The sequence below is a fragment of the Pseudomonas sp. TE21394 genome (genome assembly GCF_054057835.1).
The window spans coordinates 1,166,807-1,191,301 of record NZ_JBSRZR010000001.1 but is presented as its reverse complement, the minus strand read 5'-3'; the positions used below and the strand labels follow the sequence as shown (position 1 = coordinate 1,191,301).

Genomic DNA, 24,495 nt, shown 5'->3' with positions numbered 1-24,495 from the left:
TGAAACGCTGCTGTCAGTATTTTTTGATGTTTTCCCAACGCTTGAGCAGATCGGCATGACTGTCGGTCCAATCCTTCACGGCTTGGTCCATGGTCTTGCCATCGTTCACTGCGCTGTTGATCGCACTGATGTCGGCCAGCGGTACATAAACGCTGGCGATAACCTCACGGGCCTGGGGGTTTTCCGCTGAGAAGCCTTTCTGGCCAATCCAGTAGTAGCCTTGCGCTGGAGCGAACACGCCTTTCGGATCCTTGAGGAACTTGGTGTCGTACTTGAGGGCCATCCAGGTAGGCTCCCAGAGCGTCACGGCTACCCATTCCTTGCGATCGACCGCCGATTTCAGCGCGGCGGTCATGGCCGCGGTGCTGCCTTCGAGCAGGTTGAGTTTCAGGTCATAAGCCTTGACCGCTTTGGCTGCATCACTCATCAGGCCCGACCCGGGTTCAATCCCGACGATCTTGTTGCCGAACTTGTCAGCGTTTTCGTTGAGCTGCTCGATCGAGTCGATTGGCACGTACTTGGGCACGGCAATCGCCTGGTACAGCCCGTGGGAAACCGGCGAGATTTTTTCCAAGCGGTTCTTGTTGCGGTTCCAGAAGTCCTGGGCCACGTAATCGATCTGCGAGGCGAGGATCTGCACATCACCCTTGCTCAGGGCCGCGTAAGCGATGCCCCACTCGGAAAACGAAGTCACCTTGACGGTGTAGCCGGCGTCTTCCAGCACTTTCTTGGTGATTCCGGTGATGGGCGTGAGGTCTTCCCAGGACAGGGTGCCCATATTGATGACCTTTTCTTCGGCATGGGCCTGACACAGCCCTAAACCGATCATTGCGATAGCGCACAGTGCCTTGCGGATACGATTCATGTTGAACTCCTGCATTGTGGTGGCTGGGCGTTGTGCCCTGTTTTTGTTGAATTTCACCTGCGTGCATCCGTGGTCGGCCAACGTCCGTCCATGGCGGTACTGCAATACTGTCTTACGGGCGCCTGTCAGCCGCTGTTGATATCGCGTGCCACGTCTTCAACCAGGCTTTGCGGGGCGATAAACAGCTGCATGTTGCAGCGCGAAAGCTCCCAGTGTTCAAACACCAAATCGACGACAGCGCCTTCGTCATGCCGGCTGAAAGCTTCAATGAAACTGTCGTGATGCTCGACGGCCAAGCAGAGGTGGCGCTCCATTTCGCTGTTGCGCGGACGGAAGAAGGTGTGGCCGATACGCGCGTGGTCGATCAGTAGGCGACCCAAACTGGGTTCGAGATAAGGGTTGCCCGACATCTCGCCCATGATCTCGTGGAAGCGGTTGTTCTCAACGACCATTGCCCGAGGGTCGCGAACTTGGCTCGCCGTGCGAAAGCGCTCCTGGGTGGCGTGCAGGTCGCGCAGCTGAGCGGGTTTGTAGTTTTGAACTGCGAGCCGCCCAATGGCGGCATACACCATGGGCGCGACCAGAAAAAAGTTGCGCAGGGTGTTGTGGTTCATCGGTGCGACTCGGGCGCCACGATGTTCCTGTATGTCCAGATAGCCTTCGCCCGCCAAGCGACGAAAGACTTCCCTGACCGGGGTTCGCGAGAGCCCGTAACGTTCGCTTAGTCCCAGCTCGTCCAGCAATTGGTCGGGGCTGAGCTCCATGGTCAGAATCTGGCTTTTCAGATCATCGTACAGCTCGTTCTTGCCGCCTCTCATGGAACCCCCCACCGTTCACCAAAACCCGGAGTGATCACTGTTTCAAGCAGACTGGCACGGGATCAGAACCCCGTCAATGCAATTGTATTCTTTGTGTATACCAAGATAATTTCGAAAGAATACCGCGAGCCCAGTGATCATCCGGGTTTGCGCCGGGCGCGTTGCGCTCCGCTTTGGTCGTGGGTTGGCATGATATTGTCGCGGATGGAAATGTGCGCTTCACGCCATCGTGATCACGCTTTACCGATGGTCGAAAAACCAGTAGACACATTGTCTAACGACCCCTATATTCATTATACAAATTGTAGACACAACAATATGAAAACCAAGAAAGCCGCCATGAAAGCCATTGCTGAGGCTCATCCACTGATTGGTGACGTGCCGCTGGACCGCAAGGGTGTCCTCGCTGATGCCTTGCGCCGGCGCATCCTGAGCATGGAGCTGGCACCTGGCGCGGTGGTCGATGAGCTGGCCTTGAGTGAAGAGTTCGGCCTGTCCCGCCCGCCGGTTCGCGAGTTGCTCAGACAAATCGCTGCAGAGGGCTACATCGAGTTGGAAGCTAATCGGGCACCTCGCGTGGCTGCGATGAACCATGATTCCCTGCATAGCTTTTTCTTGGCCGCGCCGTTGATCTACATCGCCACTACCCAGCTGGCGGCAACACACGCGACCGCGCGTGAGATCGAGGGGCTCAAGGTTATTCAGGCGATGTTTCGCCAGGCCATTGAAGAGCGCGACGTGGAAAACCGTGTGCTCTACAACGATGCCTTCCATCTCGAGATCGGCCGGATGGCGCATAACGACTACTTGTTGCCCAGCCTGCGGCGCCTACTGATCGACCACACACGGCTGGGCAAGATTTTCTACCGTCATCCGACCACCGATGACATGCAGCGCGACTTGGAAGTCGCCTGCCAGCAGCACGATCAAATGATCGAGGCGATCGAGCGTCGAGATCCTGAAACTGCCGGACAACTGGTGCGCGAGCACTTCGAGTTGTCCCGTCGCCGCATGGCCGAATACGCGGCGCCCCAAGGGATGGAAGTGGCACTGGCCTTATGAAGTAATGCTCACCGCACGCCAATACCCTGCAGGATGCCGGGTATGGCGAGGCGTGATGAGGAACAGACGCTAACAACAATATCTGGTTCCTGAAATGACAAAGATCACCTCGTTGCCCGCTGACGACACTACGTGTGGCTGGTATCACCTGAGCAAAGGACGGCAGATCAAAGCTCCACACCGTGGGCACACCGCCGCTCGCTGGGTTGTCGTCGGCGCCGGCTTTACCGGGCTGGCCGCTGCCCGCCAGTTGGCGTTGAATTTTCCGGATGACCAGGTCGTGCTGCTGGAGGCCCAGGAAGTGGGGTTTGGCTCGTCGGGGCGCAATGCCGGTTTTGCCATCGACCTGCCCCACGACATCGGCGCCGATGATTACATTGGTGATATTGCCATCGCCAGGACCACGCTCAAGCTCAATCTCAGCGGACAGTCCTTCCTGAAGGAACTGGTGGAGCGCTACCAGATCGATTGCCAGATGAAGCATTGCGGCAAGTACCAGGCAGCCGTAGAGCCGCGCGGCATCGCCGTCCTGGATGCCTACCGGCGCGGCTTGGACAAACTCGATCAGCCTTACGAGATGATCGACGCCGATCAGCTCCCAGACCATATCGGCACCCATTTCTACCGTAAGGCCCTGTTCACTCCGGGTACTTCCCTGATTCAACCCTCGGCATTGGTAAAAGGGCTCGCCGATAATCTTCCGCCAAATGTCACGCTGTACGAACGGACGCCGATCACCGAAGTCGAGTACGGCGCAAAGACCGTGCTCAAGCATGCCAATGGCTCGATCACGGCTGACAAGCTGGTGCTTACCACCAACGCCTTCGGTATGAGTTTCGGTTTCCTCAAAGGCCGCATGCTGCCCGTGTTCACTTATGCCAGCCTGACCCGGCCGATGAGCGAAGAAGAGCAGGCGAGGCTGGGCGGCAAACCCTACTGGGGCGTAATCCCCGCTGATCCATTCGGTACGACTGTGCGTCGCACGCCGGATAACCGTTTGTTGATCCGTAACAGTTTCAGCTTCAACCCCGACGGCCGAGCCAATCGCAAATACCTCGAACGTTTCGTGGTTCGTCATCGTGACGCCTTCGAACGTCGTTTTCCGATGCTGCCAGACATGCCCTTCGAATACACCTGGGGCGGTGCACTGGCCATGTCGCGCAACCACATGGGTTATTTCGGCGAGTTGGCGCCCAACGTTTACGGTGCCCTTTGCTGCAACGGCTTGGGTGTTACCCGCGGCACCGCGACCGGCAAACTGCTGGCTGACTGGCTGGCCGGTGAAAAGAATGAACTGATCGATTTTGTTCGGCAGGCACCGGGACCGTGCGCGAACCCACCGGCGCCCTTGGTGTCGCTGGGTTTGAATGTGAATTTGAAATGGGGACAGTACCGCGCCGGAAAAGAAAGTTAAGTTGGTTCAAAGCTAAATAACTTATTGATATTTGCCAGGCAACGATGTGCCTGGCCTGCGGTTTCTATTGCGTGCTGTTTGGGGTCGAAGCGCACTTCGACAACACGGAGCTGAATACGATTTTCAGCTTCGCGGAGTCGTTCGTCCTCAAACAGGCTGCACTTTGGTCGTGGCAGGAGAAAACAATGACAAATTCCAATGTATCAATCGAAGACGTCCCTATTAATCGGTTTCATCAGTTTCTGACGGTACGCTCTGGCGGTGGATCGTTCGTTGACGGTTATGTGCTTAGCATCATTGGCGTAGCCATGGCGCAAATGTCCGTCGGGCTTGGCCTGTCCAGTTTCTGGCAGGGCATGATCGCCGCCTCGGCGTTGATCGGCATTTTTTTCGGCGGCTTCTTCGGCGGGTGGTTGACCGATCGTTTTGGTCGCAAACGCGTTTTCTTCGTCGGCCCCACCCTGTTCGTTCTGTCATCCGTCGCGCAGTTCTGGGTCGAATCGGCGCTAGCACTGTTCTTGTTGCGCTTTGCCATTGGCATCGCGGTCGGCATCGAATATCCGGTAGCCACTTCGCTGCTGGTAGAGTTCCTGCCCAAGAAGAACCGGGGGCCCCGCCTGGCCACCCTCACTGTGCTGTGGTTCGCAGGTGCGGCCATGGCCTACATGGTCGGGGAAGCGATTCTTCACCACGGCGGTGATGATGCATGGCGCATGGTCCTGGCCAGCGCAGCAGTAGTTGGTAGCGTGTTGTTCATGTTGCGCCTGGGTACCCCTGAGTCGCCACGCTGGCTTATCAGCAAGGGCCGCAGCGCCGAGGCTGAGCAGGTTATCAAGCGTGTATATGGCAATGATTTCTCGCTGCGCAACCTGCCAGAAGAGCCAAAAACGCGAAAACTGTCATTCCTCAGCCTGCTGCATTCCGGCTACGGCAAGCGCATGTTGTTCGTCACCATGTTCTGGACGTGCTCGGTCATTCCAGTGTTCGCCGTCTATGCCTTCGCCCCGAAGGTGCTCGGCGCGCTCAACCTCAAAGGCGAGTGGGCGTCGATCGGCTCCGTCGCAATCACTTGCCTGTTCGTGGTCGGCTGCATCATTGCTACACGCCTGATCAACGGCCTTGGCCGGCGTACCACGCTGCTGCACAGCTTCCTGTGGTCGGGGCTGGCGCTGCTGGGCCTGGGCGCATTCAGTCACGGTTCGGAAATGCTGATCCTGGCCTTGTTCGGCGCTTATGCACTGTTCATTGGCGGTGCCCAAGTGCTGCAGCTTGTTTACCCCAATGAACTTTTCCCTACCGAAATCCGCGCTGGCGCGGTGGGTGTGGGCACCTCCATGTCGCGCGTCGGCGCTGCGGTCGGTACCTGGTTGGTGCCGATTGCCCTCGATACCTACGGAATCGGCGCAACCATGTATGCCGCCGCGGCAGTGACCTTCGTCGGCCTGGCGTTCTCCTTCGCGCTGGCACCCGAAACCCGATCGATGAATCTGCAACAGGCCGCCTCGCTCGCCTGATTTGAACCACAGCTGTCGCGGCGCGCAGCGTCGCGGCTTTCACTTGTATCCCTGGAGAACCTACCGTGAAATTTGAAGGCATCTACACCCCGGCAATCACTCCATTGGCAGCGGACGGCTCGATCGACAAAGCGGCCTTCGCCGAAGTGCTCGAGTATCTGGTCGAGTCGAAGATTCACGGTGTGATCATCGGCGGCTCGACCGGTGAATACTATGCTCACACCACTCAAGAGCGCATCGAACTGGCCGCCCAGGCCAAGGACGTGCTCAATGGCCGCCTGCCGCTGATCGTTGGTACCGGTGGCATTCGCACCGAAGACGCCGTGGCCTTCGCCCAGCATGCCAAGGAAATCAAGGCCGATGCGCTGCTGGTCGGTACCCCGCCGTATGCGCTGCCGACCCAGCAGGAAATTGCCCTGCACGTCAAAGCAGTCGACGCTGCCGCCGGCCTGCCGATCATGCTCTACAACTACCCAGGCCGCATGAGCGTGAGCATGGGCGAGGAGTTCTTCGACGCCGTCGCCGACGTGAACAACATCATTGCCATCAAGGAAAGCTCCGGTGACATGGCCCAGCTCCATCGCCTGGCCATCAAGCGCCCGTACATCCAGCTGTCGTGCGGCTGGGACGATCAGGCCCTGGAGTTCTTCGCCTGGGGCGCCAAGAGCTGGGTTTGCGCCGGCTCCAACTTCATCCCGCGCGAGCACGTGGCCCTGTACGAGGCCTGCGTGGTCGAGAAGAACTTCGACAAAGGCCGCAAGATCATGGCCGCCATGATGCCGCTGATGGACTTCCTCGAAGGTGGCAAGTTCGTCCAGTCGATCAAGTACGGCTGCGCCCTCAATGGCCTGAGCACCGGCGGCGTACGCAAGCCGCTGTACGACCTCGACGCTGCCGAGAAGCAGGAACTGCAGCGCGTGGTCAGTGAACTGAAGGCCACCATCGCCCAGATCAAGTAAGGAGGTTGTGAAAATGGCTGAATTGCTGAGCAAGGAACAATACGCGGCCATCGCCGCCGACCTGCAATTGCGCACCCAGGCGTTCATCGACGGTGAATTCCGCGATGCCATCTCAGGCCGCACCTTCGTCACCACCAACCCGGCCACCGGCAAGCAGCTGGCTGAGGTCGCCGCCTGCGACGTCAACGACGTCAACGTTGCCGTGGCTGCAGCCAAGCGCGTTTTCGAAGCGGGCACCTGGTCGAAGATGCAGCCGAACGACCGCAAGCACGTGTTGCAGAAGTTCGCCCAACTGCTCGAAGACAACGCCCACGAGCTGGCGGTACTGGAAGCGCTGGACAGCGGCAAGCCGGTCAGCGAGTGCCAGACCGTCGACGTGCCGGAAACCATCCATACTATCCGCTGGCATGCCGAGCTGATCGACAAGATCTACGACGCCACTGCCCCGACCGGCAATGCCGCTGTGACCATGGTGGTGCGTGAAGCCATCGGCGTGGTCGGCCTGGTGCTGCCGTGGAACTTCCCGCTGCTGATGCTGGCCTGGAAGATCGCCCCGTCGCTGGCCGCCGGTTGCTCGATCGTGGTCAAACCAGCGAAGGAAACCACCCTCAGCGCCCTGCGCGTGGCCGAACTGGCCCACGAGGCTGGTATTCCCGCAGGCGTATTCAACCTGGTACCAGGCGGTGGCCGTGAAGTGGGCGAGGCCATCGGCCGCCACATGGACATCCCGATGGTCAGCTTCACTGGCTCGACCGACACCGGCCGCCTGTTCCTCAAGTATGCCGCCGAGTCCAACCTCAAGCGCATCGTCCTGGAACTGGGGGGCAAGAACCCAGCCGTGGTCATGAACGACTGCGAAGACCTCGACGAAGTGGCCCAGTACGTCACCGCCGGTGCATTTTGGAACATGGGTGAGAACTGCTCTGCTTCCTCGCGCCTGATCGTGCACAAGGACGTAAAGGACCAGCTGCTGGGTCTGATCGCCAAGCACCTGAAGGACTGGAAGCTGGGCGACCCGCTCGACCCGGACAACCGCCTGGGCGCCATGGTCAGCAAGGCGCACTTCGAGAAGGTGAAGTCGTACCTGGAATACGCTGCCGAGCAGAAACTCAGCATCGTTCAGGGCGGCGAAACCGAGGAAGGCGTGTTCGTGCAGCCGACCATCGTCGACAACGTTGATCGCGACAACAAGCTGTTTGTCGAGGAAATCTTTGGCCCGGTGCTGAGCGTGACCAGCTTCGAGACCATCGATGAGGCGATCGAGCTGGCCAACGACACCGTCTATGGCCTGGCCGCTTCGGCCTATACCGGCAGCCTGCGCAATGCACTGCGCCTGTCGCGAGAAATCCGCGCCGGTGTCGTCACGGTCAACTGTTTCGGCGAGGGCGATGTGACCACGCCGTTCGGTGGCTACAAGGAATCTGGCTTCGGTGGGCGCGACAAGTCCATCTGGGCTCATGATCAGTACACGGAGCTGAAGACCATCTGGATCAACGCTTCGTGACTGGTAGGACGCGGGTGGTGCAATCGCCTGCGTCCTGATCCCGCGCTGTTCTGACGGAGTTCGGTGCGGACCCGGCCACTGCCCCTCCGGGCAGTGGCTTTTTTTGCATCAGTGGCGAGCGAATGGATGACCGGCATTGCATGCATCCAGCGATTCGGCGCCGTCAGGTCACGCATGGCTTCAAGTAATTCCTACGAACTTGTGAATAGGGCATGTCAGATGGCTCACGTCGTTTCGCTGTTCCGCTATCCAATAAAGGGCTTCGCAGGTGAAAAGCTCGACAGTGTCTCGCTGGAATACGGTAAAGGTTTTCCAGGCGACCGTGCGGTAGCCATTACACGAAGTGGAGCGGCTGCTGGCGCCGCCCCCTATCAGCAGCTCACGACCAATCCGGCGCTTGTTCATTTTCTACCTGGCAAAAGCCTCGGCGCAGCGACGCTCCATGAAAGGCAGCCGGTGCCTCGTGGAGACTTGCTGACCGATCCAGAACTACTGGCCGAATTCTTTGGTGCACAAGCACGCGTCGTTGATCGAAACGATTGTCTCGGCCATTGGGATTTTGATGACTCGGCACTGTCCATCATCAATGTCAGGACAGTACAGGCGCTGTCTACGCTAATGGGCGTAACGATCGACCCCATGCGTTTTCGCGGCAACATCTATATCGATGCGGAACCCTTCTCGGAATTCGGATGGCTTGGTAAAGGTGTAGATTTTGGTCAGTCCCGTCTCTCGATTATCCGGCCAATCAAGCGCTGTCGCGCGACCTCGGTAAACCCGCAGACGGGCGATCTGGACATGAACATTCCCGCCCAACTGAACCGACATTTCGGTCACATGTATTGCGGTGTCTATGCACAGGTCGAGCAAGCAGGAACGCTATTACCTAACGATAGGATTGCAGCGACGCAGGCGCATTACAGCGAACGGCTGGCAATAGCTGCCAAGGTTCCCAGGGCACCTGCGTTGGTTTCCTGGCCGCGTCCTGCAGAAGTCGTTGAGATTTTTGAGGAAGCACCGGGCATTCGCTCAGTATGGCTCCGAGATCCCCTGGCCATGCTTGGCTCGCTGGAGAGCTTTGTGGCTGGGCAGCATGTTGCAGTGCATCACCTGGCCGTAGATGGCACGTGGCGTCGCTACACCGTGTCAGGTATCAAGGACGATCGGTTACGAATCACGGTGAAGCAGGGGAGGGGTGCCGGCTCCCAAGCTATTCATGCTTTAGAAACAGGGCAGCGTCTGCATCTGACAGGACCTTGCGGCCCAGATACCTTCAGTCTGGACGCTCCAGCTAATCTCTTTCTTACCGCGGGGATAGGCATAACCCCTACGATCACCAAGCTTAGAGCACTCGTGGAAGCGGGTTACCCGCATCCTGTGCGTGTCGTGCATACCGTGAAATGCAGCGACGATTTAGCGCTGTGGAATGAGGTTACCAAGCTGGTTGGGCAGCTGAGCCAAGGTTCTATCGCTTTGCATGTGACCCAGGGGAAGAGGGGCATTGAAGGCGCGATCAAATACAGGCCGGACCTATCCGCGTTGGTTACCGATGCTGCCGATAGTGGAGCTGCCATCCATGTTTGCGGGCCTGAAGGCTTTCAGAGGCAGGTACACAACAGCGTGATTCAGGCGGACGCTGCCGATCGGCTGCACATGGACAGCTTCGCAACCCCCGATAGTCCAGTTGAGATGCGCAAAATTCCTGAATGTGGTCCATTCACCGTCACTTTTAGCAGAACAGGCCTTTCGGCGACTTGGCATCCTTCGGACGGCCCCCTCCTCAGCTTCGCAGAAGCCAAAGGGCTCGTACTACCGGCCCATTGCCGTGCCGGGTTATGTCAAACCTGCGGGTGCGCGGTGTTGGAGGGAAAAATTCAGAATCTCACTGATTCACCAGTGACAAATGATGGCTATGCCTACTTATGCGCAGCAGTACCTGCAAGTGACGTCACATTAGACTGTTGAAGGTGAAAACTGCCGGATCGATTCGGCAGGTTGCAGAATGACCCGGGTGTCGCGTTGCTGCGGGGATTCCCATTGTGAATCGCCCCTGCTTTCAAGCCCGCAGCAAATGCACCACCAGGCCAAGCACGGCACAGCCAAACAGCACCTGTATCACCCCCCGCTTGAAGCGGAACAAGGCCACCGCCGCCGCAACCGCAATCACTGCCGAAGGCCAGTCGAACGCGCCAGCGAACCCCTTCGGCCAAAGCACGTGATAGCCGAAGAACATCGCCAGGTTCAGGATCACCCCGACCACCGCCGCCGTAATCCCGGTCAGCGGCGCAGTGAACTTCACCTCGTTATGCGTCGATTCCACCAGCGGCCCACCGCCCAGAATGAACAGGAACGACGGCAGGAAGGTGAACCAGGTGACCAGGCTGGCCGCGACCGCGCCAGCGAGGAACGGGTGTTCCGCGCCAAACATCGGGTGCAGTTAACCCCCAACGAAACCGACGAAAGCCACCACCATGATCAGTGGCCCTGGCGTGGTTTCACCCAGGGCGAGCCCGTCGATCATCTGCGCCGGTGACAGCCAGCCGTAATGCCCGACTGCGCCCTGGTAGACATAGGGCAACACGGCGTAGGCCCCGCCAAAGGTCAACAGCGCCGCCTTGGTAAAGAACCAGCCCATCTGGGTCAGGGTCGCACCCCAGCCAAACGTCAGGGTCAGCAGCGCCATGGGCAGGCACCACAGCGCAGCACCGACCAGCAGCAGGCGCAGCAGGTGACCCCAGCTGAAACGGGCATGTTCGGGCGTCGGTGTGTCGTCATCGATCAGCGCCGGGCCATAGCTGTTCTCCGCTGCGCCATGGCCACCACCGATCACGAACTTGTCCGGGGCAAAGCGGCCGCCTGCATAGCCGATCAGCGCGGCGGCCAGCACGATCAGCGGGAATGGCACGTTGAGCGCGAAGATGGCCACGAACGAGGCCGCGGCCATGGCCCACAGCCAGGCGTTCTTCAGCGCCCGCGAGCCGATCCGGTGGGCCGCGTGAACGACGATGGCGGTGACCGCCGGCTTGATGCCATAGAAGAGACCAGCCACCACCGGCACATCGCCGAAGACGATGTAGACCCAGGACAAGCCAATCAGGATGAACAGTGAAGGCAGCACGAACAACGCGCCGGCAATCACGCCGCCCCAGGTGCGGTGCATCAGCCAGCCGATGTACGTGGCGAGCTGCTGGGCCTCGGGGCCGGGCAGCAGCATGCAGTAGTTCAGCGCATGCAGGAAACGCTTTTCGCTGATCCAGCGGCGGCGCTCCACCAGCTCCTGGTGCATGATCGAAATCTGCCCGGCGGGCCCGCCAAAACTGATGAAACCCAGCTTGAGCCAGAACAGGAAGGCCTCGAACAGGCCGACCGGCCGCAAGGCGGCGTGCGGCTTTGACTGTTCGCTGGCGGCGGAGGGGCTATCAACCATTTTCGATTTCCTTACTTGCGAAAGCCGTCAGCAGCCCATCGAAGATGCCCCCGGCAACTGTAGTCAGTTGGCTGTGATTGCCATTGCTTTCTCACAAGTTTGCGAGGATACGCTCTATACCCGGTCCCTCGGAAGGTTGGTTGCCTCCTCAGGCAAGTACAGGCCATGTCGCGTTGACCCTCTCCCCAAGGGGGGCTAGCATCGCCAGCGAAACGTCCCGCTGGCCGAGCCCCAACAGCAATCGGCCGCTCCTCAAATGCAAGCAGATCACCAGGTACCTGTAGCGCCGTGTTCGAACTCACCAGCTACCTCGGGCTGTTCCTGGCCGCGTTTGCAGCGGCAACCGTGTTGCCCATGCAATCGGAAGCGGCGCTGGTCGCGATGCTGGTGTCCGGGCACTACCTGGCGGTGCTACTGGTCGCGGTGGCCACTGCCGGCAACGTGCTTGGCTCAGTGGTGAACTGGGTGCTTGGCCGGGGCGTCGAACATTTCCGCCACAAGCGCTGGTTCCCGGTCAGCGAGGCCAAGCTGGAGAAGGCGCAGGCCATGTACCGGCGCTACGGATACTGGTCACTGCTGCTGAGCTGGGTGCCGCTGATCGGCGATCCGATCACCCTGGTGGCCGGGGTCATGCGCGAACCGTTCTGGCGGTTCCTGCTGCTGGTCATCCTGGCCAAGGGCGGGCGTTACCTGGCGCTGACGCTTGTGGTGCTTGGAGGCATGCCATGACGCCGGACCCCGTTTGCCCGGTGGCAGCGCGGCACACCGGCCAGGACCTGATCAAGTGGATCGCCCTGGTCACCATGGTGCTCGACCACATGCGGTTGGCCTGGCCAGCGACCGCTGGCCTGTTCGTGCTCGGCCGCCTGTCCTTTCCCTTGTTCTGCCTGGCAGTGGCGATCAATGTCTCGCGAAACCCGCAAGGCGAGTTGTTCACCCGCAGCAACGGTCGCTACCTCGCACTTCTGCTGCTGTTCGCTGCGCTTTCCGAAGTGCCTTACCGGCTGGCCGGCAGTTCGGGAACCTTCAACGTGCTGGTCACCCTGGCGCTGGGCCTCATGGTCGCTTGGGGAGTGCAGCACCGCACCCTCGAAAGCCTGCTGGTGGCGGGAGCTGCGATGGTGGCGGGCTATGTGTTGAGCGAACCATTGATGTACGGTTTTTACGGAGTATTGCTCCCTGCGGCCCTGGTGCTGGCAATCAAGCGCCCCGAGCGGTTTCTGGTCATCCCGGTCGCCTTGTGCGTGCTGATCAACACGCGAACCGACCTCTTCGAGCGGGCTGCGCAGCTTGAGCCATTCGCGATCCTGGCGCTGCTGACCGCAGCCCTGGCGCCGCTGCTTGGGTTGGCCCTGTTCCGGGCCCGCCTGCCGTTCAAGGTCTGGCCCGTCACGCAGTGGAGCTACTGGTTCTACCCCGGTCACCTGCTGGCGCTGTCGGGCATTCGCCAGCTGTTGTAGCGCTTATCACTGAATCGCAGGCCGCTCATTGAACGCGCCGGCTGTCGGCCACGCCTCGGCCTGGGCAATTGCTGGTCGTTGGGGACTCTGCGTTCGTCAGGGGTATACGGCACGATGCACCGCGCCGACATCGAGCGGCAGATGATAGGCACTCCCCAGCGCATGTTGAGCAAGCCCCTGCGCTGGCTGGAGCGCGCTGAGCTGGTCAGTCGTCACTACCGTGCATCGTCCCGCCACTGGCCATTCAGCCCCGGCAGGCAATACTTCATCTCTATATGCAGGCGTGTTCCTGGTGGCGCGCGCCGCTGGGAGGTGTCAGGTGAACAAACTGTCAATCGTAGGCGCCGGCATTGTCGGCGAGGCGGCGGCGCAGATCATTGCCCGGGACGAGCTGTGCCGTGAACTGGTGCTGATGGACGTGCAGGGTGAAATGGCCAAGGGCAAGGCGCTGGACGTGTGGCAAGCGGCAGTCGAATCAGGTTCCGATACCCGCGTGCATGGTGGCGGCCACGCCGAGTTGTTGCAGGGTTCCGAGCTGGTGGTGATCACCGCAGGCGTGCCACGCAAGCCGGGCCAGTCGCGTCAGGATGTACTCGCGACCAACCTGCCCATCCTCGACGGCATCATGGCGGACATCAAGCATCATGCGCCGGCGGCTACAGTGCTGGTAGTGTCCAACCCGGTCGACGTGCTCACCTACCGCGCCTGGAGCCTCAGCGGGCAAGGGCGCAACAAGGTGTTCGGCCAGGCCGGTGTGCTGGATACCGCGCGGATGAAGTGCTTCATCGCCGAGCAGACCGGTTTCTCGGCCCGCGATATCACCGCGCTGGTGCTGGGCGGGCATGGCGACAGCATGGTGCCGCTGATGCGCTACTGCCAGATCGGCTCGGTGCCGTTGTCGCACTTGCTGTCCGGTGAGCAGATCGAGCAGATCGTCGAGCGCACGCGCAAAGGTGGCGGCGAGATCCTTGGCTTGAAGAAACTGGGCAGCGCCTGTGATGCGCCGGGTGTGGCCATTGCGCAGATGGTGGATGCGATCGCCAACGGGCGAAACCGCATCTTGCCGGCAGTGGCGATTCTGCAGGGCGAGTATGGGCGCAAGGATATTGCCATGGGCGTGCCTTGCGTACTGGCAGAGGAGGGGCTGGCGCGGGTGATCGAGCTGCCGTTGGATACGCAGGAGCAGGCGATGTTCGACCAGTCGGCCGATCAGGTGGCGCGGGATATCGCCGAAATGAAAGCGCTGTGACTCTCTGTGGGAGCGGGCGCACCCGCTCTCACAACAAGCTGCCTACCGAGCCTTGCCCTCAGCGCTGGTAAGCCCGGCCAAAATGCCGCTCCAGCCGCGCCTGCACCAGTTCCAGCAGTATCGACAGCATCCAGTAGATGACTGCTGCCGTGGTCAGCATCTCCAGGTAGCGATAGCTCGAGCGCCCGTACGACTGCGCCAGGAACATCACCTCCCAGACGCCCATCACCGAGATCAGCGACGAGTCCTTGAGCATCGAGATGAACTGGTTGGCCGTCGGTGGAATGATCACGCGCATGGCCTGGGGCAGGACGATGTGCCAGAAGATCTGTGGCGTGCGCATGCCCAGCGCCAGCGCCGCTTCACGCTGCCCGCGGGCGACACCGAGGATGCCGGCGCGGAAGATCTCGCTCAGGTAGGCGCCGTAGTTCAGCGACAGGGCGATGATGCCGGCACTGATGGCGCCCGGCACCAGGCCCAGCTGTGGCAGCCCCAGGTAGATCAGCAGGATCTGGATCAGCAGCGGCGTGCCGCGGAAGAACGAGGTGTAGAAGCTGGCGATGCCCACCAGCACCGCACTGTTCGACAAGCGCGCCAAGGCCGCGGCAAAGCCGAACAGCACCGACGCCAGCATCGAACACAGGCACAGGAACAGGGTCAGCGCCGCACCCTGGAGAAAGCCGTTGGGCCCCAGCTTGAAACCGGCAAGGTTGGGGAACTTCTCCAGGACGATCGAGAACTTCAGGTCGAAGCTGAGGAAAAACGCGACGAACAGGCCGAACAGCGCCAACCAGGTCAACAGCAAGCGGGTACGAAAGCCTAACAGGCTGGCACCCGTGGTTTTCACCACGGGCTTGAGGGGCGGGGGGAAAGTGCTCATTTGCTGATATCGGCGCCGATCCATTTCTGCGACAGCTTGGCCAGGGTGCCATCAGCCTTCAGCTCGGCAAACACCTGGCGTACCTTGGCATCCCACTCGGGGTCGCCTTTTTCGATGGCCACCGAGTTCGGCTCTTCGTACAGCGGGGCGCCGGCCAGCTTGAAGCGCTTGTCCTGGTCCAGGCGCGGCTGCGCGGTCACCAGGTTGGTGAGGATGGCGTCCAGGCGCACGCCGGCGCCCAGGCCCAGGTCCTGGAAGGCGACGTTGTCGGTGTCGTACGGCGCGATCTGCACGAAGTCGAAGGGGTAGTCGATCTTCTGCTCTTCCTTGCCTTCGATCACCAGGTTCTTGTTCAGGTAGCTCTCGTAGCTCGATGCACTGGTCAGGCCGACCTTGCGGCCGTCCAGGTCCTTCGCACCGTGGATGCGCTCATCCTTGGCGTTGACCACGATCACTGCAGGCGAGGCGTAGTACTCCACCGGGAAGTCGAACACTTCGGCGCGGGCCTTGCTTGGGGTCATCGAGCAGATGCAGATGTCATAGCGGCCACTCCAGCGGCCAGCGGCGATCACGTCCCACGACGGGGTCTCCAGGCGCAGCTTGACGCCCAGCTTGTCTGCCACGGCCTTGGCCACATCCACGTCGAAGCCAGCCAGCTGGTTCTGCTCGTTGACGAAGGAGAATGGCGGGTAGCTTTCCATCAGCACGTTGACCAGTTCCTTGCGCGATTCAACCCGCTCCAGCGTGGCGCCAGCAAAAGCCTGGGAAGCAGCCGCGAGCAGCACGAGGCCCGTACCGAGCACAGTAGAAAAACGCATGTACATACCTGAAATGTTGGCCAATGAGGAGAAAGTGTATTTAATAGTTATAAACCAAACTCACATAATGAATTTAATTCATAAGAACCTGCAGAGTAGTTATATGAAACAGCGAGCGATGGTGATTCTCGACGGTGGCATGGGCCGTGAACTGCAGCGCAGTGGGGCGCCGTTTCGCCAGCCTGAATGGTCGGCCCTGGCGCTGAGCGAGGCGCCCGAAGCGGTGGTTGGCGTTCACGCCGCATTCATCGCCGCAGGTGCCCAGGTCATTACCAGCAACAGTTATGCGGTAGTGCCTTTCCACATTGGCGAGGAGCGTTTTGCCAAGGAAGGGCGCCAGCTGGCCAATATCGCAGGGCAGCTGGCGCGGCACGCGGCCGATGTTGGCGCGCACCCGGTCAAGGTTGCAGGTTCGCTGCCGCCGCTGTTCGGCTCCTACCGCCCGGACCTGTTCCAGCCCGAGCGCGTCGAGGAAGTGCTGTCGCCGCTGTTGCAGGGCCTGGCTCCGCATGTCGACCTGTGGCTGGCCGAAACCCAGAGCTCGGTTGCCGAAGTACGGGCTATCCACGCCCACTTGCCGGAAGACGGCAAGCCGTTCTGGGTATCGTTCACCTTGCAGGACGAGGACGTGGACGAAACCCCGCGCCTGCGTTCCGGCGAGCCGGTGGCCGAGGCCATCGAAGCTGTGGTTGGCCTGGGGGCGGCGGCCGTGCTGTTCAACTGCAGCCAGCCCGAGGTCATCGGCGCTGCAGTGGATGTGGCGCGCTCGCTGATCGAGCGACACAACGCTGACGTGGCCATCGGCGCCTACGCCAACGCCTTCCCGCCGCAACCGAAGGAAGCCACCGCCAATGATGGCCTGGATGAGCTGCGCGAAGACCTCGACCCGCCCGGTTACCTGGCCTGGGCTGCGGACTGGCGCAAGCGTGGTGCCAGCATGGTCGGTGGCTGCTGTGGCATCGGCCCGGAGCACATTGCCGAGCTGAAGCGCAATCTGCTGTGAAGCCATGAAGGGGCCGGACGGCTGCCGCACCCGCCTGGCCCCAGCCATTAAAGAAATGCCACTCAGGCCCCAGATCGACAGGCTGATGGCTGAAGCCAGGGTAGGCAAGGACCAGTTGACCCGGGTGCAGCTGTAGATCGCCGCCTACCGGCACTTCGACCTGGGGCAACGAGGTGTACGACCCCTGGTTGCAGGGCTGTGCCAAACCGGCGCGGGCCGGTGTCGGCGTCGACCTGGGGGAGGGCTAGCTGGCCGAGGTGCAGCGTGTCTGGTAGCGAGCGCATGTGACCGGCGGTGGCCGATACCCGCGGCGTCAGCGCACCAGCCGTGGTACAACCCGTACGTAGGCGAGCTCGCTCAGCAGCTCGATCAATGTCTGGGTAATCACGGCTGCCGCTGCCAACCCGCGCATCTCGTCCGGCAACGCCAACGCCAGCGGTAGCACCACCAGCGAGTTGCGCGTGGCGGCGCTGAAGGTTACCGCGCGTGCTTCGCTGGCCGGCAGGCGCAACAGGCGCGCCGCGAGCATGCCGAGCCCCGGTGCCGCAAGCATGAAACCCAGGTATACCGGAATCACAGGCAGCAAACGCTCGAAGTCATCGAACACCACGGTGATCTGCGAAGCGATCACCACCATCAGCACCAAAGCCATCGCCGGTACCGGCAGCCATGCCCAGGCGCTTTTCCACGCTGCGACCATGCGTGAGCGACGGGCGCCGGCGCTGGTGAGTACGGCCAGCGCCAGCGGTAGCACGATCAGCACCACGAAGGCCTCCACGAACGGGGTGATGGCGAGCGGCACGTTGTCACCCAGCAGCAGCGCCAGGTACAGCGGCAGCAGCGCCAGTTGCGCCAGCAACAGCACAGGTGTGGCGGCCAGGGTCAGGCGTGCATCGCCTTTGCCGATGTGGGTGAACACCACCACATAGTCGATGCACGGGGTCAGCAGCACCAGCAGTGCGCCGACGAGGATTGCCGGCTGGTCGCCCAGCCCGCGGGTGATGGCCCAGACCAGCAGCGGCACAAGAATGAAGTTGGCCAGCAGCAGGGCGGCGATGAAGCGGCGGTTACCCAGGCCTTGGCGCAGGTCGAGGAAGGGAATCTGCAGGAACATCGTATACATCAGCACGGCGATGGCAGGCGTGATCAGGGCTTGCAAATGGCCAGCGGTGTCGCTGGCCAGCAGGCCGAAGGCGACGGCGGCGAGTACGGCGACGAAATAGATCGGGATCTGCCGGGTTTCGAGTTGCTCTCTGGTCAAGGTACGGCCTGTGGTTGCTGGCTGAAAAAAGGCATACAGGGTAATACGCGCCAACAGCGGGGTGTCGCGCTTTATTGTAGGTGCGGCGCCAGTGCGAAAACGAAAAAGCCCGGCACTGGGCCGGGCTTTTTGCTGTCAGGCAATCGCCAATCAGTTGCCGTAGACCGGCAGCTTCTTGCAGATGGCCTTGACCTTCTCACGTACGGCGTCGATGACCGCTTCGTTGTTCAGGTCAGCCAGGATGTCGCAGATCCAGCCAGCCAGCTCGCGGCACTCGGCTTCCTTGAAACCACGGGTGGTCACGGCCGGGGTGCCGAAACGCAGGCCCGAGGTGACGAATGGGGAACGTGGGTCATTCGGTACCGAGTTCTTGTTCACGGTGATGAAGGCTTTGCCCAGTGCGGCGTCAGCATCCTTACCGGAGATTTCCTGCTTGATCAGCGACAGCAGGAACAGGTGGTTCTGGGTGCCACCGGAAACCACGTCGAAACCACGCTCGATGAACACGCTGGCCATGGCCTGGGCGTTCTTCACCACCTGCTGCTGGTAAGCCTTGAACTCAGGCTGCAGGGCTTCCTTGAAGCAGATGGCCTTGGCCGCGATGACGTGCTCCAGCGGGCCGCCCTGGGCGCCCGGGAAGACGGCGGAGTTCAGCTTCTTCTCGATCTCTTCGTTCTTGCGAGCGAGGATCAGGCCGCCGCGCGGGCCGCGCAGGGTCTTGTGGGTGGTGGTGGTGACCACATCGGCGAACGGCACTGGGTTCGGATATACGCCAGCGGCAACCAGGCCGGCAACGTGGGCCATGTCGACGAACAGGTAGGCTCCGACCTTGTCGGCAATGGCGCGGAAGCGGGCGAAGTCCAGAACCTGCGAGTAGGCCGAGAAGCCGGCAACGATCATCTTCGGCTTGTGCTCGACAGCCAGGCGCTCGACTTCGTCGTAGTCGATCAGGCCGTTGGCATCGATGCCGTACTGGATGGCGTTGTACAGCTTGCCCGAGGAGCTGACCGAAGCACCGTGGGTCAGGTGGCCACCGTGGGCCAGGCTCATGCCCAGGATGGTGTCACCGGCTGACAGCAGGGCCAGGTAGACAGCGGCGTTGGCCTGGGAGCCGGCGTGCGGTTGAACGTTGGCGTAGTCGGCGCCGAACAGTTGCTTGGCTCGGTCGATGGCCAGTTGCTCGACGACGTCGACGTACTCGCAACCGCCGTAGTAGCGCTTGCCCGGGTAGCCTTCGGCGTACTTGTTGGTCAGGACCGAGCCCTGAGCTTCCATGACTGCCGGGCTGGTGTAGTTTTCCGAAGCGATCAGCTCGATATGCTCTTCCTGGCGCAGAGCTTCTTGCTGCATGGCTTCGAAGAGCTCGGCGTCGTACTTGGCAATGGTCAAATCACGGCTGAACATGGCGGTCCTCAAGGATCGGGGTGAATTGGGGGGGCATTCTAACCGATTGATTCGCCGCTGGCATATGAAGTGGCATCAAGTCGCGGACCAATGGGCTTCATGTTGTATCCCGCGCCGTGTCTGGGCTGGGCGGGGGTCGGAGTTGACTCTCAGGTCCGTTTTCAGGCCCAGGCGCCCAGGCGCGGCACGGTCCGCTTCTGCAAGTGCCCGGGTATGCCGGGAGAGGGCGGCTCAGTTGAACATGAACAACGTCTCGTTGGCGAACTGCGCCTCGAACTGATGCGCTGGCATCGGCCGCCCGAACAGGTAGCCCTGCACCTCGTCACAGCCATGCTCGCGGAGGAATTCCAGTTGCTCGTGGGTTTCCACGCCTTCGGCGATCACTGCCAGGTTGAGGCTGTGGGCCATGGCGATGATTGCCCGGGCAATCTGTGCATCCTGCTCGCCTTCCGGCAGGCCGTCGACGAAGGTGCGGTCGATCTTCAGCACGTCGATGGGGAACTGCTTGAGGTAGTTCAGCGACGAGTAGCCGGTGCCGAAATCGTCCACCGCAATGCTCAGGCCAAGGTTTTTCAGGCCGGCCAGAATCTGCAGTGCTTCATTCACCTCGCGCATCAGGATGCTTTCAGTCAGTTCCAGCTCCAGACACGCCGGTGGCAGGCCGGTTTCTTCCAGGACCCTGGCGATGCGCGTACCCAGCTGGCCGTCGGAAAACTGCCGTGCGGAAATGTTCACCGAAACCTTCGGCACGCGCACCTTGGCCTTGTGCCAGGCATTGAGCTGGCGGCTGGCTTCACGCAGCACCCAGTCGCCCACGTCGACCACCAGGCCCAGTTCCTCGATCACCGGGATGAAGTCGCCCGGCGGCACCAGGCCGCGAGTCGGGTGGCGCCAGCGCAGCAGGGCTTCGGCGCCGGTCAGGCGCTTGCCGTCGCCGCTGAACTGCGGTTGGTAGTAGAGGATGAACTCGTTCTGCTCCATGGCGTGGCGCAGGTCGCTTTCCAGTTCCAGGCGCTCCAGGGCGCTGGCGTTCATCTCGGCCTGGTAGAACTGGAAGTTGTTCTTGCCGCGTTCCTTGGCGTGGTACATGGCGGTGTCGGCGTTTTTCATCAGCTGGCTCAGTTCGCTGCCGTCCTGTGGGCTGAGGGCGATGCCGACACTGGCGGTGACGAAGAACTCGCGGTTCTCCAGCACGAACGGCCGCACCAGGCTGGCGAGGATGTTCTCGGCCACATGAATCGCGCGGTTGAGCGCCATCTCGCGGGTAGCGCGCGGTTGCAGCAGCAGGGTGAACTCGTCGCCGCCCATGCGCGCCACGGTATCGTCGTCATCCACGCAGGCCAGCAGGCGCTGGGCCATGTCCTTGAGCATGCGGTCGCCGGCGGCGTGGCCGAGGGAGTCGTTGATCGGCTTGAAGCGGTCCAGGTCGAGGAACATCAGCACCACCCAGGCCTTCTGCCGCTCGGCCTGCTGCAGGGCGTTGTACAGGCGGTCCTGGAACAGCGTGCGGTTAGGCAGGTGGGTGAGGGCATCGTAGTAGGCCAGGCGGTGAATGCGCTGTTCGCTGGCCTTGCGCTCGCTGATGTCGGTGAAGAAGCACACGTAGCTGGCCAGGTCGCCCTCGTCGTCGAGCACCGCAGTGATGCCGACCCAGGCCGGGTAATGGTCGCCGTCACGGCGCTTGAGCCACACTTCACCTTCCCAGCTGCCGCGCTGGTGCAGCTGCTTGACCACATAGCGCAGGTGGCCTTCCTGCTGCTCGTCGACGGTGAGCATGCCCGGCAGCTGGTCGAGCACCTCGCTGACGGCGTAGCCACTGACGCGGCTGAACGCCTCGTTGGCCTGGACGATATAGCCGGCCGGGTCAGTGATGATAATGGCCGAGGTCGAGTGCTCGAATACCGTCGCAGCCATGCGCAGGTCTTTTTCGGCGCGGCGTTGCTGGCTGATGTCGCGGCCCACCCCGAGCACGCCTTCGAAGTGCTGGTCATCGTCCCACACCAGCACCAGGCGCAATTCGATGGGGATCTTGCGACCATCGGCGCGCAGGCAGTCGAACAGGAACAGCTGGGTCGGCAACTGGCTGCGCAGCAGGGCCAGCTGCGCGGGGTCGCCCATGGCCTTGCTGACACGCTCCATCAGGCTGTAGATGCCGGTGAGCTGGGCCGGGTTGGCGATGATCGACTGCCAGCCGTTGGTGAAGATCCAGTCGGCCTGGTAGCCCAGCACGTTCTGCACCGAGGGGCTGACGTAGTTGAGCTGGAGCCGGTTGTCGGTGGAGAAGATCACGTCGCTGATGCTTTCGGCGAGCATGCGATAGCGCTGCTCGCTGTCGCGCAGCGACTGGCTGGCCTCGATCTGTACCGTCACGTCCTTGCCCACGCCGATTATGCGTGTGACTTGGCCATCGGCGTCACGGGTCAGCACCTGTTCGCGAATGTCGTAGCAGCGCCAGCCGCCATCGCGGTGGCGGAAGCGCAGCTGGCAGTGCAGTGGCTGGTCATGGCCGCTGTCGCGCTGTTGTTGGCGCAGCGCCTGGTAGTGCGTGGCGTCTTCGGGGTGCAGCAGCAACTCCCAGAAGCGGTCGCCCATCTGCGCCAGCTCGGTACGGTCGTAGCCCAGGGTCTGGCCGAGATGACGGTTGCTGAAGATCATCCGCTGGCTGAGCACATCTTGCACGTACAGCTGGTCGGGCACGGTGCGCACGACGTCCGACCAGAAACTCTCACGCTCCAGCAGCGACAGCTCCACCTGCTTGCGGCTGGTGATGTCGCTGATGCTGAGGATCACTGCCTGGTAATCATTGCGCTGTTGCGGCAAGCGGGCCATCAGCCACAGGTGCAGCTCGCCGCCCAGCGGGGCCGCCAGGCGCACTTCCAGTTCCAGCGACGGGCGTTGCTCGATCAGCGCATCGATCAGCTGCATGCCCACGCTGTCGCGACCGTCGCCGCTGCCTTCGATCAGGCGCTGCCATGCCCCCTGGTGGCACTCGATGTTCAACAACTGGCGTGCCACCTGGTTGATCTCGGTGATCTTCAGCTCCAGCAGCAGCGAGCGGCGCAGGTTCGGGTCGAGGGCCAGGCTGTGCTTGAGCGCGGTGCGGTTGCGCAGGTGGTAGCGGTCGAGTTGGCCGGGCAGGCTGGACAGGTCGAGCACGCACAAGGCCACGCCGGTACCTTCGAAGATTTCCTGGTAGCGTCGACGGTCTTCATGCAGCGCCCGTTGGCGACGGCGCATGTTGAGCAGCGCCAGCACCGGCAACATTGCGCAGAACAGCACCAGCAGGCATTTGCCCAGCAGCGCGGGAAGCAGCGTCTGGCGCGCCAACCTGGCGTCGAACAGGCCGCGCAGTTGCCAGGTGCTGTTGTCGATGAAGGCCAGCATCACGCTCTGCGGTGCCGTGTCGCTGGTCGGGGTTGGCGCATGGCGTTGCAGTATCTCGCCGCTGCGGCTGTTTTCCAGCAGCCATAGCGGCCGGCCAGGGCCATCCAGGTAGGTGACCAGGGGGCGGTAGTACGCTGGCGCCAGGCGCAACAACCAGTAGCCGCGGTTCTCGCCGGCGGCCTGGCGCAGTAGCAGGTAGATGGTGCTGTTGTCGGGCGAGTTGCTGAAGAAATACGGGCGGCCCTGGCCCAGCTTCAGCAATTCGTCAATCAACTGGCGGTCAGGGCTGCCGGCAAGGCTGTCGGCCTGCACCTGCCCGGCAGCATCCAGCCAGGCCAGGCCCTGCAGGTCCGGCAGCTGCCCGCGCAGGCTGGCCAGCACGGCGGGCAAGGCTTTCAGCGCCGGTACATTGGCGTAGGGCTGGAGCACATTCACGGCCTGCTGCGCCTTGAACGCCAGGTTCAGGCTCAGGTGGTCGGCCAGTTCGGCGGTGCCTTCCAGGGTTTTCTTGCGCAGGTCGGCCTGGGTATGGCTGAACTGGGCGAACAGTTGCCACGCCAGCAAGCCCAGCAGGATCAGGGCCAGCAGCGCCAGCGCACCCTTGATCGACCCGCGCAGGGAGCCCGCAGGCGCTTTTGGCACGGAACGCAATGACGGCGGATGAGTAAGATTGGTCAAGCGTTGATCCTGCGATTGGGCTGGCGATGGCAGGGGTTAATGATGCACGGTATGTGCCGGTGTCTGGTTGCCAGACCGCAGTGGCGCACTATAAGGCCGGACACCCGAAACGGGCTAGCATGCCTAGGATTATGGCAAAGTGCCAGCCAATGTGACCGATGGTGCCTGCCCAGGTGGTTCGGCAAGCCCCTGCGAGCTGTGCGAGAATAGCGCCCGCTTCACATGACAACGCATCGGAGATGTTCGGTTTTGGTTACTCACTTTTCCACCAATGGCCTCGATTCCGCCTGCGGGCGCAGCAGTCAGACCCTTGTCAGCACTGCCGTGACCGAGGACGTATCGTGCAAATCCTGCCAGCGTTCGCTGAGCAAACCTGAGGTGGCCACAGCCGCCAAGAGCAAGAGCCCGTCGCTGGCTGAACTGCGCAAGACCGCCAAGGCGGCAGCAGAGCCGGCATTTGCCGTAGCCGCGGTCAGCAAGCCGGCCACCAAGGTGGTCAACGTGCCTGCTGCCCAACTGTCGAAGGTGGCGCAACAGCCGGCCCGTGCCGGTGGCTTCAGTGTAAAGGCAGCCTGGGCCGCGCGCCTGGCCGAGCAGGGCGACCGTTGCCGCCTGCCACGCGGCAAGGCCAAGCAGCGTCACGTCTGAGCCATCTTTGGCTGCTGTACCGGCCCCGTCACGGGCTCTCCCGCGAAGGGGCCGGTACCGGCAACCATCCTCCCCCGGGGGATCACCCCACCATCGGCCCCTCCTGTGCAACGCTGCGCGTTGGCGTAGAATGGTCGACTTTGTTCA

18 protein-coding genes and 1 pseudogene are annotated in these 24,495 nt (G+C 61.8%); 11 read left to right on the top strand and 8 right to left on the bottom strand.

The genetic code is table 11. The features are described 5' to 3' along the window. Positions 1-13: 13 nt before the first annotated feature. Both ACVWZT_RS05520 and ACVWZT_RS05515 read right to left on the bottom strand, forming a co-directional pair. Positions 14-865, bottom strand: coding sequence for a glycine betaine ABC transporter substrate-binding protein (locus ACVWZT_RS05520; RefSeq protein WP_289133747.1), 852 nt, complete (start codon positions 863-865; stop codon positions 14-16). A gap of 125 nt (positions 866-990) precedes the next feature. Further along, on the bottom strand, positions 991-1,683 hold the full coding sequence (locus ACVWZT_RS05515) for a GntR family transcriptional regulator (protein WP_289133748.1): 693 nt from the start codon (positions 1,681-1,683) through the stop codon (positions 991-993). A gap of 339 nt (positions 1,684-2,022) precedes the next feature. Between ACVWZT_RS05515 and ACVWZT_RS05510 the strand changes: the two genes are divergently transcribed. From ACVWZT_RS05510 to ACVWZT_RS05485, 6 genes are all read left to right on the top strand, one after another. Beyond that, positions 2,023-2,745 (top strand): GntR family transcriptional regulator, encoded by a 723-nt coding sequence (locus ACVWZT_RS05510; RefSeq protein ID WP_289134225.1) that lies wholly within the window; start codon positions 2,023-2,025, stop codon positions 2,743-2,745. 94 nt (positions 2,746-2,839) lie between these two features. Then, on the top strand, positions 2,840-4,159 hold the full coding sequence (locus tag ACVWZT_RS05505) for an NAD(P)/FAD-dependent oxidoreductase (RefSeq protein ID WP_289133749.1): 1,320 nt from the start codon (positions 2,840-2,842) through the stop codon (positions 4,157-4,159). Between the two features lie 185 nt (positions 4,160-4,344). Continuing rightward, on the top strand, positions 4,345-5,673 hold the full coding sequence (locus ACVWZT_RS05500) for an MFS transporter (protein ID WP_457472025.1): 1,329 nt from the start codon (positions 4,345-4,347) through the stop codon (positions 5,671-5,673). 65 nt (positions 5,674-5,738) lie between these two features. Next, complete coding sequence (locus ACVWZT_RS05495; RefSeq protein WP_457468504.1) at positions 5,739-6,632, top strand: dihydrodipicolinate synthase family protein; 894 nt, start codon at positions 5,739-5,741, stop codon at positions 6,630-6,632. Positions 6,633-6,645: 13 nt separating this feature from the next. Continuing rightward, entirely contained in the window at positions 6,646-8,136 is a 1,491-nt protein-coding gene (locus tag ACVWZT_RS05490) for an aldehyde dehydrogenase (protein ID WP_457468502.1), read from the top strand. A gap of 174 nt (positions 8,137-8,310) precedes the next feature. Beyond that, a complete protein-coding gene (locus ACVWZT_RS05485) occupies positions 8,311-10,101 on the top strand; it encodes an MOSC domain-containing protein (RefSeq protein ID WP_457468501.1) in 1,791 nt (596 codons plus the stop codon). 91 nt (positions 10,102-10,192) lie between these two features. On the opposite strand, the pseudogene chrA reads toward ACVWZT_RS05485, so the two are convergent. After that, positions 10,193-11,563: pseudogene (chrA, locus tag ACVWZT_RS05480) on the bottom strand (chromate efflux transporter). A gap of 288 nt (positions 11,564-11,851) precedes the next feature. Here chrA and ACVWZT_RS05475 point away from each other — a divergent pair. The 3 genes from ACVWZT_RS05475 to ACVWZT_RS05465 all read left to right on the top strand — a co-directional run bounded on the left by ACVWZT_RS05475 (position 11,852) and on the right by ACVWZT_RS05465 (position 14,272). Next, positions 11,852-12,292 carry a YqaA family protein gene (locus ACVWZT_RS05475; RefSeq protein WP_457468500.1) on the top strand — a complete coding sequence of 147 codons (441 nt, stop codon included), beginning with the start codon at positions 11,852-11,854 and terminating at the stop codon, positions 12,290-12,292. Next, positions 12,289-13,023, top strand: coding sequence for a TraX family protein (locus tag ACVWZT_RS05470; protein ID WP_457468499.1), 735 nt, complete (start codon positions 12,289-12,291; stop codon positions 13,021-13,023). The genes ACVWZT_RS05475 and ACVWZT_RS05470 overlap by 4 nt, the downstream gene beginning before the upstream one ends. Positions 13,024-13,342: 319 nt before the next feature. Beyond that, positions 13,343-14,272, top strand: coding sequence for a malate dehydrogenase (locus ACVWZT_RS05465; RefSeq protein WP_457468497.1), 930 nt, complete (start codon positions 13,343-13,345; stop codon positions 14,270-14,272). Between the two features lie 58 nt (positions 14,273-14,330). Here the strand turns inward: ACVWZT_RS05465 and ACVWZT_RS05460 are convergent, their stop codons facing one another. Continuing rightward, positions 14,331-15,152, bottom strand: coding sequence for an amino acid ABC transporter permease (locus ACVWZT_RS05460; RefSeq protein WP_457468496.1), 822 nt, complete (start codon positions 15,150-15,152; stop codon positions 14,331-14,333). Beyond that, positions 15,149-15,970: an ABC transporter substrate-binding protein gene (locus ACVWZT_RS05455; RefSeq protein ID WP_296231891.1), complete on the bottom strand. Its 822-nt coding sequence runs from the start codon at positions 15,968-15,970 to the stop codon at positions 15,149-15,151. Before ACVWZT_RS05455 ends, ACVWZT_RS05460 begins: the two co-directional genes overlap by 4 nt. A 118-nt stretch (positions 15,971-16,088) precedes the next feature. Between ACVWZT_RS05455 and ACVWZT_RS05450 the strand changes: the two genes are divergently transcribed. Further along, the gene (locus ACVWZT_RS05450; RefSeq protein ID WP_457472023.1) at positions 16,089-16,973 is read left to right on the top strand and encodes a homocysteine S-methyltransferase family protein; all 885 of its coding nucleotides are present in this window, start codon (positions 16,089-16,091) and stop codon (positions 16,971-16,973) included. Positions 16,974-17,286: 313 nt separating this feature from the next. On the opposite strand, the gene ACVWZT_RS05445 is transcribed toward ACVWZT_RS05450, so the two are convergent. From ACVWZT_RS05445 to ACVWZT_RS05435, 3 genes are all read right to left on the bottom strand, one after another. After that, positions 17,287-18,234, bottom strand: a complete 948-nt coding sequence (locus ACVWZT_RS05445; RefSeq protein ID WP_457468493.1) for an arsenic resistance protein — start codon at positions 18,232-18,234, stop codon at positions 17,287-17,289. Between the two features lie 150 nt (positions 18,235-18,384). Further along, positions 18,385-19,638 carry a serine hydroxymethyltransferase gene (gene glyA / locus ACVWZT_RS05440; protein WP_023382412.1) on the bottom strand — a complete coding sequence of 418 codons (1,254 nt, stop codon included), beginning with the start codon at positions 19,636-19,638 and terminating at the stop codon, positions 18,385-18,387. 231 nt (positions 19,639-19,869) lie between these two features. Beyond that, a complete protein-coding gene (locus tag ACVWZT_RS05435; RefSeq protein ID WP_457468491.1) occupies positions 19,870-23,700 on the bottom strand; it encodes a sensor domain-containing protein in 3,831 nt (1,276 codons plus the stop codon). Between the two features lie 249 nt (positions 23,701-23,949). On the opposite strand from ACVWZT_RS05435, the gene ACVWZT_RS05430 reads away from it, so the two are divergent. Beyond that, the gene (locus ACVWZT_RS05430) at positions 23,950-24,348 is read left to right on the top strand and encodes a hypothetical protein (protein WP_457468489.1); all 399 of its coding nucleotides are present in this window, start codon (positions 23,950-23,952) and stop codon (positions 24,346-24,348) included. Positions 24,349-24,495: the final 147 nt, after the last annotated feature.